Source organism: uncultured Cocleimonas sp. (assembly GCF_947495625.1).
Taxonomy (GTDB): Bacteria; Pseudomonadota; Gammaproteobacteria; order Thiotrichales; family Thiotrichaceae; genus Cocleimonas.
The window spans coordinates 19,871-36,024 of record NZ_CANLZW010000024.1; the positions used below are offsets into that span (position 1 = coordinate 19,871).

General features: G+C 39.5%; 18 protein-coding genes. 6 read left to right on the plus strand and 12 right to left on the minus strand.

Annotated elements, in window-relative coordinates:
• Positions 1-6: 6 nt before the first annotated feature.
• Together Q1A31_RS13775 and Q1A31_RS13780 are read right to left on the minus strand one after the other, a co-directional pair.
• Complete coding sequence (locus Q1A31_RS13775; protein ID WP_299877716.1) at positions 7-243, minus strand: monovalent cation/H+ antiporter complex subunit F; 237 nt, start codon at positions 241-243, stop codon at positions 7-9.
• 35 nt (positions 244-278) lie between these two features.
• Entirely contained in the window at positions 279-764 is a 486-nt protein-coding gene (locus Q1A31_RS13780; RefSeq protein WP_299877719.1) for a Na+/H+ antiporter subunit E, read from the minus strand.
• 592 nt (positions 765-1,356) lie between these two features.
• On the opposite strand from Q1A31_RS13780, the gene Q1A31_RS13785 reads away from it, so the two are divergent.
• Together Q1A31_RS13785 and Q1A31_RS13790 are read left to right on the plus strand one after the other, a co-directional pair.
• Positions 1,357-1,791: a Rap1a/Tai family immunity protein gene (locus Q1A31_RS13785; protein ID WP_299877722.1), complete on the plus strand. Its 435-nt coding sequence runs from the start codon at positions 1,357-1,359 to the stop codon at positions 1,789-1,791.
• Between the two features lie 174 nt (positions 1,792-1,965).
• The gene (locus Q1A31_RS13790; RefSeq protein WP_299877725.1) at positions 1,966-3,381 is read left to right on the plus strand and encodes a YiiX/YebB-like N1pC/P60 family cysteine hydrolase; all 1,416 of its coding nucleotides are present in this window, start codon (positions 1,966-1,968) and stop codon (positions 3,379-3,381) included.
• A 25-nt stretch (positions 3,382-3,406) separates the two neighbouring features.
• Here Q1A31_RS13790 and Q1A31_RS13795 read toward each other — a convergent pair whose 3' ends face one another.
• A complete protein-coding gene (locus Q1A31_RS13795; protein ID WP_299877728.1) occupies positions 3,407-4,573 on the minus strand; it encodes a DUF1501 domain-containing protein in 1,167 nt (388 codons plus the stop codon).
• A gap of 161 nt (positions 4,574-4,734) precedes the next feature.
• A complete protein-coding gene (locus Q1A31_RS13800) occupies positions 4,735-6,036 on the minus strand; it encodes a DUF1800 family protein (protein ID WP_299877731.1) in 1,302 nt (433 codons plus the stop codon).
• 589 nt (positions 6,037-6,625) lie between these two features.
• On the opposite strand from Q1A31_RS13800, the gene Q1A31_RS13805 reads away from it, so the two are divergent.
• Positions 6,626-6,958: a DUF1820 family protein gene (locus Q1A31_RS13805; protein WP_299877734.1), complete on the plus strand. Its 333-nt coding sequence runs from the start codon at positions 6,626-6,628 to the stop codon at positions 6,956-6,958.
• Positions 6,959-7,093: 135 nt separating this feature from the next.
• On the opposite strand, the gene Q1A31_RS13810 is transcribed toward Q1A31_RS13805, so the two are convergent.
• From Q1A31_RS13810 to coxB, 8 genes are all read right to left on the minus strand, one after another.
• On the minus strand, positions 7,094-8,230 hold the full coding sequence (locus tag Q1A31_RS13810) for a cytochrome c5 family protein (RefSeq protein ID WP_299877737.1): 1,137 nt from the start codon (positions 8,228-8,230) through the stop codon (positions 7,094-7,096).
• Positions 8,231-8,254: 24 nt separating this feature from the next.
• A complete protein-coding gene (locus tag Q1A31_RS13815; protein WP_299877740.1) occupies positions 8,255-9,043 on the minus strand; it encodes an SURF1 family protein in 789 nt (262 codons plus the stop codon).
• A gap of 3 nt (positions 9,044-9,046) precedes the next feature.
• The gene (locus tag Q1A31_RS13820) at positions 9,047-9,247 is read right to left on the minus strand and encodes a twin transmembrane helix small protein (RefSeq protein ID WP_299877743.1); all 201 of its coding nucleotides are present in this window, start codon (positions 9,245-9,247) and stop codon (positions 9,047-9,049) included.
• 68 nt (positions 9,248-9,315) lie between these two features.
• Positions 9,316-10,188, minus strand: coding sequence for a cytochrome c oxidase subunit 3 (locus tag Q1A31_RS13825; RefSeq protein WP_299877745.1), 873 nt, complete (start codon positions 10,186-10,188; stop codon positions 9,316-9,318).
• An 18-nt stretch (positions 10,189-10,206) separates the two neighbouring features.
• Positions 10,207-10,764 (minus strand): cytochrome c oxidase assembly protein, encoded by a 558-nt coding sequence (locus Q1A31_RS13830; RefSeq protein ID WP_299877748.1) that lies wholly within the window; start codon positions 10,762-10,764, stop codon positions 10,207-10,209.
• A 16-nt stretch (positions 10,765-10,780) separates the two neighbouring features.
• The gene (locus tag Q1A31_RS13835; protein ID WP_299877751.1) at positions 10,781-10,924 is read right to left on the minus strand and encodes a hypothetical protein; all 144 of its coding nucleotides are present in this window, start codon (positions 10,922-10,924) and stop codon (positions 10,781-10,783) included.
• 2 nt (positions 10,925-10,926) lie between these two features.
• Complete coding sequence (ctaD, locus tag Q1A31_RS13840) at positions 10,927-12,588, minus strand: cytochrome c oxidase subunit I (RefSeq protein WP_366943025.1); 1,662 nt, start codon at positions 12,586-12,588, stop codon at positions 10,927-10,929.
• A gap of 11 nt (positions 12,589-12,599) precedes the next feature.
• Positions 12,600-13,796, minus strand: a complete 1,197-nt coding sequence (coxB, locus tag Q1A31_RS13845) for a cytochrome c oxidase subunit II (RefSeq protein WP_299877756.1) — start codon at positions 13,794-13,796, stop codon at positions 12,600-12,602.
• A 644-nt stretch (positions 13,797-14,440) separates the two neighbouring features.
• Between coxB and Q1A31_RS13850 the strand changes: the two genes are divergently transcribed.
• From Q1A31_RS13850 to Q1A31_RS13860, 3 genes are read left to right on the plus strand one after another with little or no spacing between them, the layout of a single operon-like run.
• Positions 14,441-15,022: a hypothetical protein gene (locus Q1A31_RS13850; protein ID WP_299877758.1), complete on the plus strand. Its 582-nt coding sequence runs from the start codon at positions 14,441-14,443 to the stop codon at positions 15,020-15,022.
• A gap of 5 nt (positions 15,023-15,027) precedes the next feature.
• Positions 15,028-15,939 (plus strand): heme o synthase, encoded by a 912-nt coding sequence (gene cyoE, locus Q1A31_RS13855; RefSeq protein ID WP_299877761.1) that lies wholly within the window; start codon positions 15,028-15,030, stop codon positions 15,937-15,939.
• A 9-nt stretch (positions 15,940-15,948) separates the two neighbouring features.
• Positions 15,949-16,131, plus strand: a complete 183-nt coding sequence (locus Q1A31_RS13860; RefSeq protein WP_299877764.1) for a DUF2970 domain-containing protein — start codon at positions 15,949-15,951, stop codon at positions 16,129-16,131.
• Positions 16,132-16,154 lie beyond the last annotated feature (23 nt).

Here is a 16,154-nt window from a genome sequence, read left to right on the forward strand (position 1 = left end):
AGTAGATTACTCGTCACTGTGGGCTGAATTGGGTGGATAGCGTTCAACAAACTTTAGTACCACAATCACCCCGACAAAATTGATCAAAGCGTATATCAGCGCGATATCCATAAATTCTGGTCGTTCGGTCAAAAAGCCATATACCGCAATAAATAGCACCGTCTTTGTACCAAACATATTGACCGCCAGGATACGATCGTAAATAGTTGGTCCAATAAAAGCGCGCGCGAGTGCGATGCCCATAACTACTAAAATAGCCAGGCAGGTTACTGCAAACATCAATTATTGACCTCCAGCTTATAAACTCTTTCGCCCATTTCACCATCTTCTAAATCTTTCATAGCATCTTCTAATAAGGCATAGATAAGCACCTCATCATTTCGCACTTCAATAGAAACAGTGCCAGGTGTCAGTGTGATTGAATTTGCATAAAGGGTTCTGGCAATACGCGTTTGTGGTTGCATTTTGAGTTGGCGTATAAGTGGAGAAATAGGGTGTGTTTTTGGCATCCAGATACATTTTAAAACAGAGATATTGGATTTTACGATTTCAACAAATAACCAGGGCCAAAATGTGTGCTGTTTAGAAAGGATTGCGATACCTTTTTCATTGAAGGCATACTTCTTTTCGATACGCATCGCCATCCAGGTTGCGAGTGCCACTGAGGCTGCGCCAAGAGTCAGGATAAGCGGGTTAGTCCAATACCCCGAGAGCAGCAACCAAAATAGTGTAAGTCCGATAATCAATAGATAACGGTAAGGCATTGTATTTGAATGTCTCCATCAAGTTTAAAATTTAACTATCGTTATTATGTGTACTTTTTAAAAGTACTTTAATGTATGAATCTCTCTATTTCTATAATTTTAGAGATATTTCTGTTTGCTTGTTTGTTTAAATATAGCAATGAATTCATTGTTTTGCTTTGTTGAATTTTAGTCATTTTATCCTGTTAAAAATGGTATCAGATAAAAGTCCCTAAAAGCCGGGATTAATTTAAATATCAAAAATTTAAAAACTGATTCCTAAAGCGAAATGCAATCTGACAAAACATCATTATTTATTAGCAGTAGAAATCATCCCCAAAACAAAAATTCACATACAGCTATAGACTATCTGTTTACGTCACTATTTGCACCCGATAATGCGGACATTACTGTCAAATTTTACTGATTGCTTATAGTTTTTTTACATCCTGATAATCAATAGTGCTAGATTGTGTATTACTCATATTTCAAATAATTCCACTGATTTAAAATGGATATACTTTGAAGTTATTTCTACAATAATAAAAACGTACGTATCTTGTAAAACGTAAATATTAGGAGTTTTATGATGAAACTGATAATGATATGTCTCTTGCTTATTTCTTTATCACTCTCTGTGAGTTCTGCTCAAGCTGTTGAAGCATTAACATCTCAGGAGTTGGCATCACATTGTTCTCATTATGATAAAGATCCTAAAGGAATAGATGCTGTTTTTTGTGTGCGTTACATTCAAGGGTTTATCGATGGGGCTGTGGCCACTGATGAGCGAGTTGTATCAAACATCGTCACAGGCAAAGAGGAAGAAACATTTTCAGAAAGAGCGATGCGCACCAGACTCGGTAAGTTGAGATTATACGAATCAACTTATTATGCGGACTTTTGTTTGAACGATCCGATCAAATTGAATGAAGCGGTAGAAAAAGTAGTCGCAGACCTTATGAATAATACGATAGTTGATAATGCTAAATTAGCTCGCGATGTTGTTTACCAATCATTCCTGAATAATTATCCGTGCAAGAAAAAGTAAACTAATAACAAACGCAATTAGTTATATCGATAGTTTGATTGACAGGTCGCATTCTCAATTCAGTAAAAAAGTGCCTGAAAGTAGGGGGGTGACCTTATTTTATTACTGTTTATCTAATTGCGGTCTATCCATTATTTATGGTCATAAATCACATTAAGGGTTAGCATTAATCCTATGTTTGAACATCCTTTCAGCAATTCTTTGCGCGCTTACAATTCTTTAAGTGATGCATTAACTGAATTCAAAAAACAACAGCCAGAACAGGTTACTATCGATACGGCGATTGCGCGTGGTTATTTTCTGCCAGAAGAAGATGACAGTTTATGGTCTTTAGTCTCTCGTTATCTAACCATTAGAAATGGTTTTTGGGAACTTATCAACGAGATGTCTGCGCATTTTTCGGATGATACTTACAATGTTAAAACGCAGGATGACTGGCGCTATTTCTTATTGGGTTATGCCTCTTCTTGTCAGGTTGTAGGTATGGCAAGATTATTGGTTGATGTGTTGGCGAAACACAAATTGGTACAACGAAAAATCAATGAAGGCTCGCCACAAAATAGAATCTCAAACCGGGTATTCACCAATATCTATCAATCATTGAGCGATGCAGATAATGCGATAAAAATGCAATACATGATGAATTTTGTCGATGCTAATCGTAACTATATTGAAAGACTCAAATCCGATGATTTTATTGGGCCGATAGTGCAAGAATTAAATGAATTAGAAACTTCATTGCATCCTAGTCAACGTGCATTTATTAAACTGAGAATGCAGTATTTACGCCATGCAATAACGCGTCGTTTTGCCGTGAGTAAACAGTTATCGACCTTTTTCATATTAGAAAAAGCAGGACGTGTCATTGCGGATATTGGTGATAGTCACAACAAGCGCGTAACCGCAGATATTCAGCAACAGGCTTTAGCGATTATGCAGCCTGGCGATGTGATTATTACCCGACATGACTTTGTCGCAAGTAATCTCTTTTTACCGGGTTATTGGCCACATGCTGCACTTTATATAGGTACTGAAGCACAGCGTCAGCAATTGGGCATAGTGCTTGATGATGATATTGCTAATCGCTGGATGGGTGAAATCCGTACCTTAGAAGCTAAAAAAGATGGTGTGCTGTTTCGCCCTTTGAGTGAAACCTTGCAAGTTGATGAATTTGTGGTGTTACGACCAAATATTGACAACGCTGAAATGGCAAAAGCGTTACAACGCGTTAGTCGACATGAAGGCAAAGGGTATAACTTTGATTTTGATTTTTTCCGTTCAGATCAGTTGGTATGTACCGAAGTGATTTATCGTGCCTTTGATGGTTTAGATATTAATGATCAAGACGTTCCTTTAGATGACGTTTCTTTAGATACAGGTACTCCTGAAAAAATCGAATTCAAATTGATTGAAAGAGCAGGTCGATTTAGCCTATCTGCAGAAGATATTCTGGATATGGCTATGCAGCAACGCGGATTTAATGTGGTTGCCGCATTTGGTTTTCAGGGCTGTGTTAATCAGCTAACTGTGGCTGACAAAGCACATGAGCTGGTCAGAACGAGCTACTCTTCAAAAATAGCCTTTACCTAATATACCTCAACAAAACAAAACTAAACTAAACAAATGGAATTAATGGAGCGCCTTTCCAGGGGTTAGGTTGATTCCACCAGCGTTGTGCCAGCGTCGCATATATTGCACGAAAATCTGCCGTATGCGTCACGTTTCCGTTTGCATCTAATTGCGCCATATTCGGATGTGTACCAAAAATTCCGCCGCGCACTTTTCCACCTAAAATCATTTGCGCAGAAGCTGTGCCATGATCCGTCCCACCGCCACGATTTTCCTTAGCACGACGGCCAAATTCGGAGTATGTGACCACTAATACGTTATCCCATAGCCCTGCTTTTAACATTGCCTGACGAAATGAAGCAAGTCCATTTGCTACCTGATATAAGGCATTGTCCTGAGCACCACGTTGACCTGAGTGTGTATCAAAGCCGTCTTGAGTGACTTTGTACACAGGTGAGTCAACGCCGCTGATAATCATTTCTGCGACCGATTCAAGGCTGTGTCCGAAAACCCCTTTGGAAAAACTCACGCCTGTTTGTTTAGGACGATTTCCCATTTTAGTGGCTAACTGCTCACCCACGCCAAATAGCTGATGTTGTGTTTGGCTGACGTGTGCTATCGCGGGGGTTAGATTGCTCGGTTTCACATCTTCGATGTGTTTAATCTGACTTAAAAATGTTTTGGGATTTTGCATGGTAACACTGTTTAGGTGACTGCCGTATAACGGCCCTAGCTTTGCTTGTCCCTTATTTAGTGCGATTCCGTGTAAACCTTTTTTATAATTAGGTAGCACACGTGATAACCAGCCCGCTTCAATGACTTGATTCGCATTAGAGGCAGAGTCCCAGATATCCATCGATCTGAAATGCGATAACACCGGATGTGGATAGCCAACGCCTTGTACCCAGGCCATTTCGCCAGCATTCCAGGTAGGCATCAGTGCTTTCATGCGTGGGTGCAGACCCATTGCTTTATCTAGCGTTAAAACCTGTCTTTGCTTGATGGCGATTCTGGGGCGATATTGGTAATACAACTCGTCAGTGTAAGGAACCAGTGTATTAAAACCATCGTTGCCACCTTTGAGTTCGACTAAAACGACGATCCTATTTTGTCCGGCTCCATTCGCACCAAATGCCAGTTCTGGTGTGACTAGTGGTACTGCTGCAGAAGCTGAGACTAATCCTGCGTATTTTAAAAACTCTCTGCGATCCATATTATTCTCTTATTATTTATTGTCCTCCTCAACCTTTGCTTTTCTATAAAGTGTTTAGAAAAGTGCCTAAAAGTAGGGGGGTGACTATATTTGTTTAATTTTGTGCAAATAGACTTATCTATATACATATGTACTCTTTAACTACCTTATCAAACTGCGTTTTATGTCACGTGATAAGCAGGGTCGAGTACAAAAGCCCGGGCTAGACGTTGTTTTCCCGGTTGAGTGGGCATGGCTTGTAACGGTTCGATAGCCAGCAACCATTCGCGTAAAACCTGGGGTGGAATATCAGGCATTTTGTGCGCAATACCACCACGGTTTTTCTTTTCGTTTAAGTTTCCGCGCGCGAGATTCGTCATCATCGAATTTCTTCTTAGAATTGATTGTGTACTGATCCAGTCTGTCCCACCTTCCCAGCCTTTCACGCTTGGATGTTCGAAGACTGCCTGCCCCATGATGCTAAGATTATGTGCGAGGTCCATTCGGCCACGGCCCAATGAATAAGGAAGTGTTCGTAAAGTTCCGATTGTGAGCTCTATGGGTGACTTGATTAATGCGCCACGATTTCTTCTATCCCAGAAAGGTTCGCTAGTAAGTACTGCACGCAATAGGGTAGCAATATCATAGTTGGATTTACGGAAGGTATTCGCCCATTGTTTTATGAAGCGGGCATCAGGGCGCGAGATGTTAATAAACTCTTTCCACATTTTTTCGGAAATTCTTTCGGCCGTTCTTGGGTGTTGTAACAGAATATTGACGATGTCTTCGCCTTTAAAATTACCGCGTTTTCCTAAAAAGGTTTTAACACCGTTGTCATGATCAGCGACATTGTTAATAAAACGACCGTTTCTATCATCGATACTCCAGCCTGTGAACGCTCTGGCGGCTTCGCGCATATCATTTTCAGAATAATGACCGAGCCCAAGGGTGAATAGTTCGAGTAACTCACGAGAAAAATTTTCATTGGGCTCTTCTTTGATATTCTCGTAACCATCAAGATATAGCAACATCGCAGGATCTTTAGCTACTGCATGTAGCATCTTTCCAAAATTACCAAATGCATGTTTACGTAGCATTAAATTCTGCTGGTAGAGCATGCTAGGCTGGGTGGTTTTCATAATCGATGACGGAAAATGATTGTGCCAGAACAAAGTCATTCGTTCCAAGAAGGGCGCAGGTGTATCCATTAAATGTTTAACCCACCAATCTTGTAATGATTTACCTTCAACGCGAGAAATACGTTTGATCATTTTTCTGCGGCGCATATTACCGCGCAAACTAACCATTTTAGGCCAGGGACTCATCCCCGGTGGAGGCGGTGTACGCATATTGCGATTTTTTAGCAGAAATTCTATTGCTTGCTGTCGCGTCATAGTTTGAAAACGCTGGATCGTTTCCCACTCTGCTCCTATCCCTGTTCGCGCAGTGAGATGACGTGCTTCATCGAAACTTAGTTTGCCCATTTATTTTTATACTCTTTTCTAAATACTCGTTCTGAGGACTTTTATATAATCGTTAAGTTGCAACTTTTTAATGAACAACGACTAAAACTCTATTTGAACTATTGTCTAAATAAACACGTAGCGGAAAAGTAAAGGAACACCCTGTATGCATTATTTTTTTGAAGTGTATTTTTCGCTATTGCTTATTTAAAGTTAAAAGTTGTTCGTAGGATGAATAGCTCCCCAGCTATTTATCAAGTTGAAAATATTTGACTATAGTCTTAGCCGCTACAGTTGATTGTTATTCTGATTGTAATGTTAATGGATAGTTCCATTTTTACTAATATATTTCTGAATAGTATTAACTAACAATATAGACGCATGGCAAATAATGTTCAACTCTAATTAAGCCGTAATTAGCCGTCTGTTTATATAATGCTATGTTATATAAGCAAAACACATCCCCCTACTTATAGGGGTATATTTGGTGTTGATCTAAAAATATCGTAAAAAGTAATTAGCTAAAACAGGTGTTTAATAAGAGTGCATTAAGTCGTTATTTCTGATACAAAGGCGATCCAATAACGGTTTGCAAGAAAAGTACGGCACAATGGAAGAATCTAGATTATTTAAAATATCCTACTATAACCAGGATAAGGTTTATGAGCTCTATGCGAAACAAGTGTATGAGTCTGATCTTTATGGTTTTCTTACCATTGAAGAGATTGTTTTTGGTAGTCAGAGCGAGTTAGTTATTGATCCTTCTGAAGAAAAATTAAAGGCTGAATTTAATTCTGTAAAAAGAAGTTTTATTCCGATGCATGCAGTCATTCGCATTGACGAAGTGAAAGAGCAGGGCATGTGTAAAATTAAAGATACAAAAAATACCGGAAATGTTTCTTCTTTTCCAGGTGGTAATAAGGGCGGTAGAGATAGGGTTTAATTCGTCATATCATTGTCATATTACGGTCATATAACTAATATTTAGACATAAAAAAGCCCCGGAGAAAGTGATTTCTCCGGGGCTTTTTTATGTCTTGGTTTTTGGTCAAGAATAAGCTGCTATTGTAGCTAGATCTTATTTTAAACTGCTTGTCATATAATCAACGGCAGCTTTAACATCTTCATAAGAAAGACCCAGATTCCCACCTTTAGGAGGCATTACACCTTTTCCGTTGATGGCCGATGCATAGAGGGTTTCATTGCCCATCGCTAAACGTGGAGCCCATGCGACAGTATCACCGAGTTTAGGCGAGCCAGCTACACCAGAGGCATGACAGGCAAAACATGAACTCTTGTATACTTTTTCACCGTTAGCCAAATCACCTTTAGGGGCTTCTTCAGTTTGCGCGACTGCCATAGGTTCTGGAACTTTTGGTGCGACTTTTTGTGTCTCGTCCTGTGTTTCTTTTGCTACAGGCGCTTCCGGTTCTGCTTGTGCTAAAGCAGGCTTAGGAGCTTTGGGGGCTTCAGTTTCTGTTACTTTAGGTGTTACAGGCTCAGGGGCAGCTGGTGCTTCAGTTTTGGTTACTGCAGCTTCAGGTGCTTCGGGTGTTTCTGTAACAGCCACGGAAGGTTCTGGCGCAGCGGGTGATGCTGGAGAAGCAGGTGCCGCTGGAGCTTCTGGTGCTTTAGCCATTGTAGTAGCCGCTGCTGCAACAGGAGCTGCGATAGTTTCTGTAGTCGCTGATGCTGTTTCATTAGTTGCCGTTTCTGATGAGGCAGTTGTCTCTTCTTTTGCTACATCAGCAACTTCAATACCTGCAGATTTTGCCATATACAAAACAACATTTTTTATTTCTTCATCAGTGATTGAAGGATTACCGCCTCTAGCTGGCATAGCGCCTTTACCTGCAATGGCTGTTTTAACCAAACCATCGATGCCATTGGTCATACGCGTTTCCCATGCGGCTTTGTCATCAATCTTGGGTGCATTGGCGATACCGGCATTGTGACAGACTCCACAGGTTTCTTTGTAGATAGATTCTCCTGAACGAGCCACTGATGACCCAGCAGAGACATCAACCTTAGCTTCGACTTTGCCTATGGGGGCAAGTGTTTGTTGGGCTTTTTTGACTACAGGCTTAACTTCTGTAGTTGCTTCGGCAACATGCTGTGTTGCTTCTGGTGCGAGTAGATATAAGACACCTACTATGACTACCAGAATAATCTGCACCCAAAATAACTTAGGTAATTTTTCGTGTGAACCCGACATAGGTCTTCTCCTTTAAAAAATATGTCATTCAGTTTTTTTAGTATTTAATCTAATAAATAAAAACAACAGAATTGCGGCCATCGCAAACCATTGTAAGGCATAGGCATTATGTTTATCGATACTGCCGTAGTAGGGTTGCCATTCTCTAATAAAACCATCTTTTTCTTGTTTGTTTAACTCGATAATAATGGGTAGTAATTGGTAATCTAACTCCTGGTTTAGCTCAGTTATCTGAATCGACTGAATTAGTTTAGGATTATTACTCTTCTGTACTGCATTTTTATCATCATCGTTTAATACAATTGCTTCTGATACTTGTTTAATCTGTCCGAGTATTTCACGAGTGTTATTCTCGATCTCTATACTAGGTATGTTATCTCTTGTGCCGTTATACGTTATCCATCCACGATTTATTAAAACTGCGTTACTTAAACTTTTACTGTTTGAATCTGATGTACTTTCAAATATAAAAGGGGTTAAAACGTGGTATCCAGGTTTACCCAGATGTGTTCTATTATCTAGTAAAAACTGATTGTTATTGTCGTATTTGCCTTTAATGGTTGCTGGTCTATATGCTTCTTTGAGGAGTGCTTGTTCAGATTCTTTAGTTCCTAATGTTGTTTCATTTAATTTAAGTGGCGTCTTTGCTATGGCTAATTGAATACCGGTATCAATCTCTCTTTTTTCATCAGCTCTATCTAATTGCCATAGACCTAGAGAAATTAGAAATGGAAATAGAATGAGTGTGGCAAGTGCCGGTATTAATTTTGGAGTAAAAAGATAATTTGATACTCGAAGTTGAAAACCTGCCATCTTCTATGCAACACCTGTTGGTTTTATCCACCCCATCCAGAATGCAAAAAGTAAAAATATAAAGAGGGCGACGGATACTCCAACTCGCAAGGTTAATGCTTTAACCATACGTTTTGAACCATCGCCGTCTTTCATCATGTAATACAATGCAGAGCCGAGGCTATAAAAAATGAAGATAAAAAAAACAAGAATCAGGTACTTCATTAATTACGTTTAACTCTCACTGTATCTAAAAATCTAATCTAAATGCTCAGATGATTATGTTTACTGACTTACAACCAGTAAACAACAACAAACAAGCCCAGCCAAACTACGTCTACAAAGTGCCAGTACCATGCGACAGCTTCAAATCCGAAGTGACGTTCATTATTGAAATGACCGCGTATACAACGCATCAAAATGACAATCAGCATCAGTACACCAAGCGTTACATGGAAACCATGAAATCCGGTTAACATGAAGAAGGTACTACCATAAATTCCAGAGGTAAGTTTTAGGTCTAGATGCTGGTAAGCTTCCATGTATTCAGAAACTTGTAATCCAAGGAAAATGACACCTAATACGATGGTTGCGATTAAACCCCCAATTAATTGATTGCGGTTTTTATTCATTAAAGCCCAATGTGCCCAGGTTAATGTGGCGCCACTGGTCAATAGGGTCAAGGTATTAATTGCGGGAAGATGCCAGGCATCAATAATGCCTTTGGGTACAGAGAAGTTTGAAGTATCAGGCATTTGTAGCAAAGGCCATACTGATTTGAATTCAGGCCAGAGAAATTCATTGGTGAAAGCATTATTTCCTTCGCCACCAAGCCATGGAACAGATAGTTGGCGAGCATAAAATAGTGCACCAAAGAATGCGGCAAAGAACATTACTTCTGAGAAAATAAACCAGCCCATACCCATTCTAAAGGAGTGATCAACTTGTTTATTGTAATGCCCCGTTTCGCTTTCATGAACGACTTGACCAATCCAGCCAAATACCATGAATATAATGATACCGAAACCAAGAATCATGCCGACAGTACCAGCCATGCTGCCATGCAAAGAACCAGCAAATCCCCCTAATAAGGCGAACATGCCTACTGATCCTACAATAGGCCAGTAGCTTCCATCTGGTACGTAATAGTCTTCTCTAGATTGCATGCTATAAATCTCCTCCTATTAGAGCCCAGCCACACCTTCTGTGGCCGTGTTTTTAACTTTTACAAAGTTATAAGATAAAGTGATGTTATAAACTTCTTTTCCTATCTCACTATCCACAAAGAACCTAACAGGCATTTCAATAGGTTGTTTAGGTTCAAATTTTTGATTATTAAAACAAAAGCATTCCAGCTTTTTTAGATGAGATGCCGCTTCACCTGGTGCAACACTGGGAACAGCCTGTCCTACAATTACTTCGTTAGATCTATTTTCTGCGTAGTAATTAATTGTATAAAGTTTTCCTGGTACAACTTTCATCTTGGTTGTCATTGGGTAAAACTTAACAGGAAAACCTGGAGCGGTTGCGGCTAGAAAATCAATCGTAATTGTTCTTGTTTCATCAACTTCTATTGGTTGTCCTTCATAACTGGAACTGCTGGTACGACCATTCAATCCCGTGATATCACAAAATGTGTCATATAAAGGCACAAGAGCAAAGGCAAAAGCAAACATACCTAATGGGACTAAAAAAAGTTTCACCCAAAATGCTTTAGTAATTGTTTGTTTTTGCTGACTCATGTGTTTTTGTAAAGTCCTATCTGCCTTGCATATAAAGTGTGAATATAAATATGGCGAGAGCAATCACACCCACAATAATGGCTGTGATTTTTGCTCCTGCGCGTTGTTTTGCCAGGAGTTGCTCTTCTGTTAAATGACTATATTTGTTTGAAGAAGTCATTATTAGTGCTCACCAATATGACTTGATTCTTCAAGAATTACTTTCTTTGAAGGTGGAGTATCAAAGGTATGGTAAGGAGCTGGTGTTGCTACCGTCCATTCTAGTCCTTTCGCACTGTCCCAAACTCGGTCTTCTTTCACTGGCTTACCGTTACGGATACAGTCAACAATGATGTAAGTAAGAAGAATGAAAGATGCGCCGAAGGCAAATCCACCAATACTTGAAATCATATTAAAATCAGCAAATTGTAATGAGTAGTCAGGGATACGACGTGGCATACCAGCAAGACCTAAGAAGTGCTGCGGGAAGAACAATACGTTCACCGAAATAACAGCCCACCAGAAATGAATCTTGGCAAGTCTCTCGTTATACATATTTCCACACCATTTTGGCAACCAGTAGAATACTGCTGCAATGATGGAGAATAGGGCGCCTGTGACTAATACATAGTGGAAGTGAGCCACAACGAAGTAGGTATCGTGATATTGAATATCTGCTGGCGCGATACCAAGCATCAATCCTGAGAAGCCACCGATAGTGAAGAGAATTACGAAAGCTACAGCCCATAGCATCGGGGTTTCAAATGTCATTGAGCCACGCCACATGGTAGTAACCCAGTTAAAGACTTTTACACCAGTGGGGACGGAAATCATTATCGTCGCGTACATAAAGTACAACTGACCCGCGATAGGCATACCCGTTAAGAACATGTGATGCGCCCAAACGACAAACGAAAGTAGTGCGATTGAAGCAGTTGCATAAACCATCGAACTATAACCAAACAACGGTTTTCGGGCGAAGGTCGGTATGATTTGGGATACGACACCAAATGCTGGAAGGATCATGATGTAAACTTCAGGATGACCAAAGAACCAGAAAATATGCTGGAACATAACTGGATCACCACCACCTGCTGCATCAAAGAAGCTGGTGCCGAAGTTACGGTCTGTCAGCATCATGGTTACAGCGCCTGCAAGAACTGGCATTGCTGCAATCAATAAGAATGCTGTAATCAACCAGGTCCATACGAATAATGGCATATCCATATACTTCATGTCTGGAGCGCGCATATTCATAATAGTTGCGATGACGTTAATCGCTCCCATGATTGATGAGAAGCCAAGCATGTGAACCGCAAAAATAAAGAAGTCAGTGCTATCTGGTGCAAAGGTAGTAGATAGAGGAGCATAGAATGTCCAGCCAAATGCTGGTCCGCCACCTTCCATGAATAATGTACTGATTAACATCATTCCTGCAAAAGGAAGTATCCAGAAGCTCCAGTTATTCATTCTTGGTAATGCCATGTCTTTGGCGCCAATCATGAGTGGAATCTGCCAGTTAGCAAGTCCAACAAAGGCTGGCATGATAGCGCCGAAAACCATTATTAAACCATGCAAGGTTGTCATCTGATTAAAGAAGTTTGGATCAACAAGTTGGATGCCTGGCATGAATAGCTCGGCACGAATGACCATTGCCATTGCTCCACCAATCAGCAGCATACTAAATGCAAACCAAATGTAGAGAGTACCAATGTCTTTATGGTTAGTTGTTTTAACCCAGCGCATTAGTCCTTTTTCAGGGCCATGGTGGTGATCATCATGAGAGTCGTGAGATCCTTCTATTTCATCGATCTCGTCTTGTAAGTCGGTCGTTGTTGTAGACATTATAGAATCTCCTATCTTGCAGATTTAATTGATGATGGTTGCACGATGTCACCTACGCTATTACCTAAAGCATTTCTCTCATAGGTAATTACCGCTGCCAGGTCGCTATCGCTCAATTGCTTGCCGAAGGCTTGCATTGCAGTGCCTGCTTTACCATTCAATACAATATCAATGTGCGCATTTACATCACCGGTTGTTATTGGGCTTCCTGTCATTGCAGGGAATACGCCCGGAATACCACCACCTGTTACACCGTGGCAACTAGCACAGTTTGTGCTGTAAACTTTTTGGCCTTGTGCCATTAAGTCTTCTTTTGACCATTCCTTGCCAGAAGCGGCAGCAAGTGCTTTTTGTTTTTCTTTCTGTTCGCCCAGCCATATTTGATAGTCTGCTTCTGATTTAGCTTCTACAACAATCGGCATGAAACCATGATCCTTGCCACAAAGCTCAGCACATTGACCTCTGTAGATACCAGGTTCATCAATGTTTGCCCATGCATCGTTAATAAAACCAGGGTTGGCGTCCTGTTTAACACCAAGATCTCTTACCCACCATGAATGAATAACATCATTTGAAGTCATGAGAAAGCGAATGCGTTTGCCTACGGGTAGAACCAGATGATTATCAACTTCTAGAAGATAGTGCTTCATGCCTTCTCGAGTAGCGCTGTCATTAGTAGCCTTCTTCTGAACGTCTGTTAGATTACTAAAAAAGCTAACGTCTTGACCTATGTATTCGTATTGCCATTTCCACTGATAACCTGTGATTTTAACTGTCATATCAGCTTCGTCAGTATTTTCTAAGTCGATTAAAACCCTGGTAGCAGGAAACGCGATTGCAACTAATATTGCGAGTGGCACGAGCGTCCATACCAGTTCGATTGCGGTGCTTTCGTGGAAGTTAGATGCTTTAGCCCCTTTAGATTTACGGTGAAACACCATTGACCAAATCATCACACCAAAAACTACTACCGCAATACCTACACATACCCAAAATATCAGCATATGTAAGCCGTAGATATCTCTACTAACAGATGTCACACCTTCGGTCAGATTCAAACCGAATTCTGCAAAGGCTAATTGAGGAGTGAAAAATAAAGGTAGTAGATATAAGTTGGATATATTTTTTATTTTATTTAGGAACGAATTAACGATAGTCGTAAGTTTCATAAAGTACGATAGATCGTTGAAAGTGCTCTTACTTGGCATACAGCCTCCTCTGAGTAAGTAAGTATTTTCATTGCAAGGTAATGAAAATGCTTAACTTCAAATTTTCAGATATAGACGAAACATAAGAAGTTACTAATATTCTTAAAAGTTCATTGATAAATATCAATAAACACTAAATATTTTTTGCCAAGTCTACAGCCAAGTAAAAATTATTGCTAGTCAGGATTGTATATTTATATATTTGGGTATGTTCTATGCTATAAGTTACTGTAATTTATTAAATTATAGGTTTGCTAATATACAAAATATGCTTGATTGAAGAGATAGATGATGAATATTTAATCTGTTAAACAAGAGTTAAATAAACTCGATGATATGATAAAAAATACTGATGTGTGATTTTCATTATTTATTATCCAATTTTTGCAAGAGTGTTAATATCAGCTTCGTTTTAACTATTTATATAGTGTAAATTTAACGATAAATCCCAAGAATCACTCAAAAAATTGAGTTATGCCGTTTTATTAGCCCCTAATGTAATAGTCCTTGGAGCTAAAACTCGTCTAACAGATTGCGGTTTTATGCTGTCCTTAAATGTTTTTACTGTTATTGACGATGCTCGCTATAACCCACAGAATTAATACATTTTAGCTAATACGCTAGGATACTTATCAGGAAAAAAAATGGATTCAGGAAAAAAATCATTCCTCTGGTTAGTCACAATATTTGTGGCTCCAATTTTACTTGGGACACTATTGTTTTTTAATCTTGAAAGACTCGGGTTTGAGAAGGGTAGTGTTAATTATGGTATTCTGGTACAGCCCGCTCAACCGACAAAACTGGAAGATTTAAAACAAGATAATGATCTTGCGGTAGAAGAAGAGGTATTAACCAAAAAATGGACTATGCTATATATAGAAAATAGTGAAAGTGCGGTTTGTGATGATTTTTGTTTAGCGCGCCTAAGCAATATCAAAAGAATTCGGTTGTTAATGAATGAGCAAATGCGTCGAGTCCGAACAGTTTTAGTGAGTAATAATGAAGTCGCTAAATCAATATCGTCTAAGGACAATCCTGATTTAGTCATGACTGAAGTAACGCCAAACTCGAATTTTCTAAAACAATTTCCCGAACAGCAACTAAAGCCTATATATTTAATAGACCCGTTTGGAAATTTAATGATGTATTACCCGCAACCAGAGCCTGATTTAAAGAAGATGATTAAAGACATTCGTCGACTGCTTAAATACTCACATCTTGGATAAATTATATGCCTAATTCTACCTCTTTAACCTGTGACCCAACTATTTCAGATTTTTTAACGCTGTGTAAAATCAAAGTGGTTGCTTTGATAATGTTAACCGCAGTCGTCGGTATGTTTTTAGCAGTGCCTGGTTTGCCGCCACTACATCTTGTGGTTATGGCCTCTATTGGTATTGCCTTCGCTTCATCATCTGCTGCGGTGTTTAATCATGTGATTGATCAGAAAATAGATAATGAGATGAGCCGTACGGAGAACAGACCTTTGCCTGAGGGTAAGATCTCAACTCAAACAGCTTTGACTTTCGGCATCATATTGGGTGTGGTTGGTATAGGTATTTTATTGATTGGGGTTAATGTACTAACTGCCGTTCTTACTTTGCTTGCCCTGATTGGTTATGCTGTTTTTTATACCATGTATCTAAAACGTGCCACACCACAAAATATCGTCATTGGTGGAGCTGCAGGTGCTGCGCCACCATTACTAGGTTGGGCTGCGATAACTAATTCAATCGAACTAGGTGCATTGCTTTTATTCGCTATTATCTTCATTTGGACACCCCCCCACTTTTGGGCCTTAGCTATTCATCGTCAAAAGGAATACGCAAAAGTTAATATTCCGATGTTGCCTGTTACCCACGGACATCACTTCACCAGAATTCAGATATTGCTTTACACCATTTTATTGGTAATCGTTACCATTATGCCTTATCTGGTAGGCATGAGTGGTTTGATATATCTGGTAGGTGCTTTATTACTAGGTGGAGGATTTCTTTACTATGCTATTCAATTGGTAAGACAGCCAGATAATAAAAAACTACCGATGAAAACTTTTGGTTATTCAATTAATTACCTGATGATTTTATTCGTCGTTCTGTTGGTCGATCATTACTACTCAATCAGTCTCTTTAATTTAATGTAAGGTTTGAATATGGAATTTTTACGAGCAATTAAAAGCGTAATGTCAGCCATGATTGGCGTACAAAAGAAAAAGAACCTGGAAGAAGACTTCTCCAAGACAACTGCAATGCCATTCATTATTGCAGGCATTATCATGACGATTGTTTTTATCCTTGCCGTGTATGCGGTAGTTAATCTGGCACTTAATGCATAAAACCTGGTCTCTTTGTGATTTTC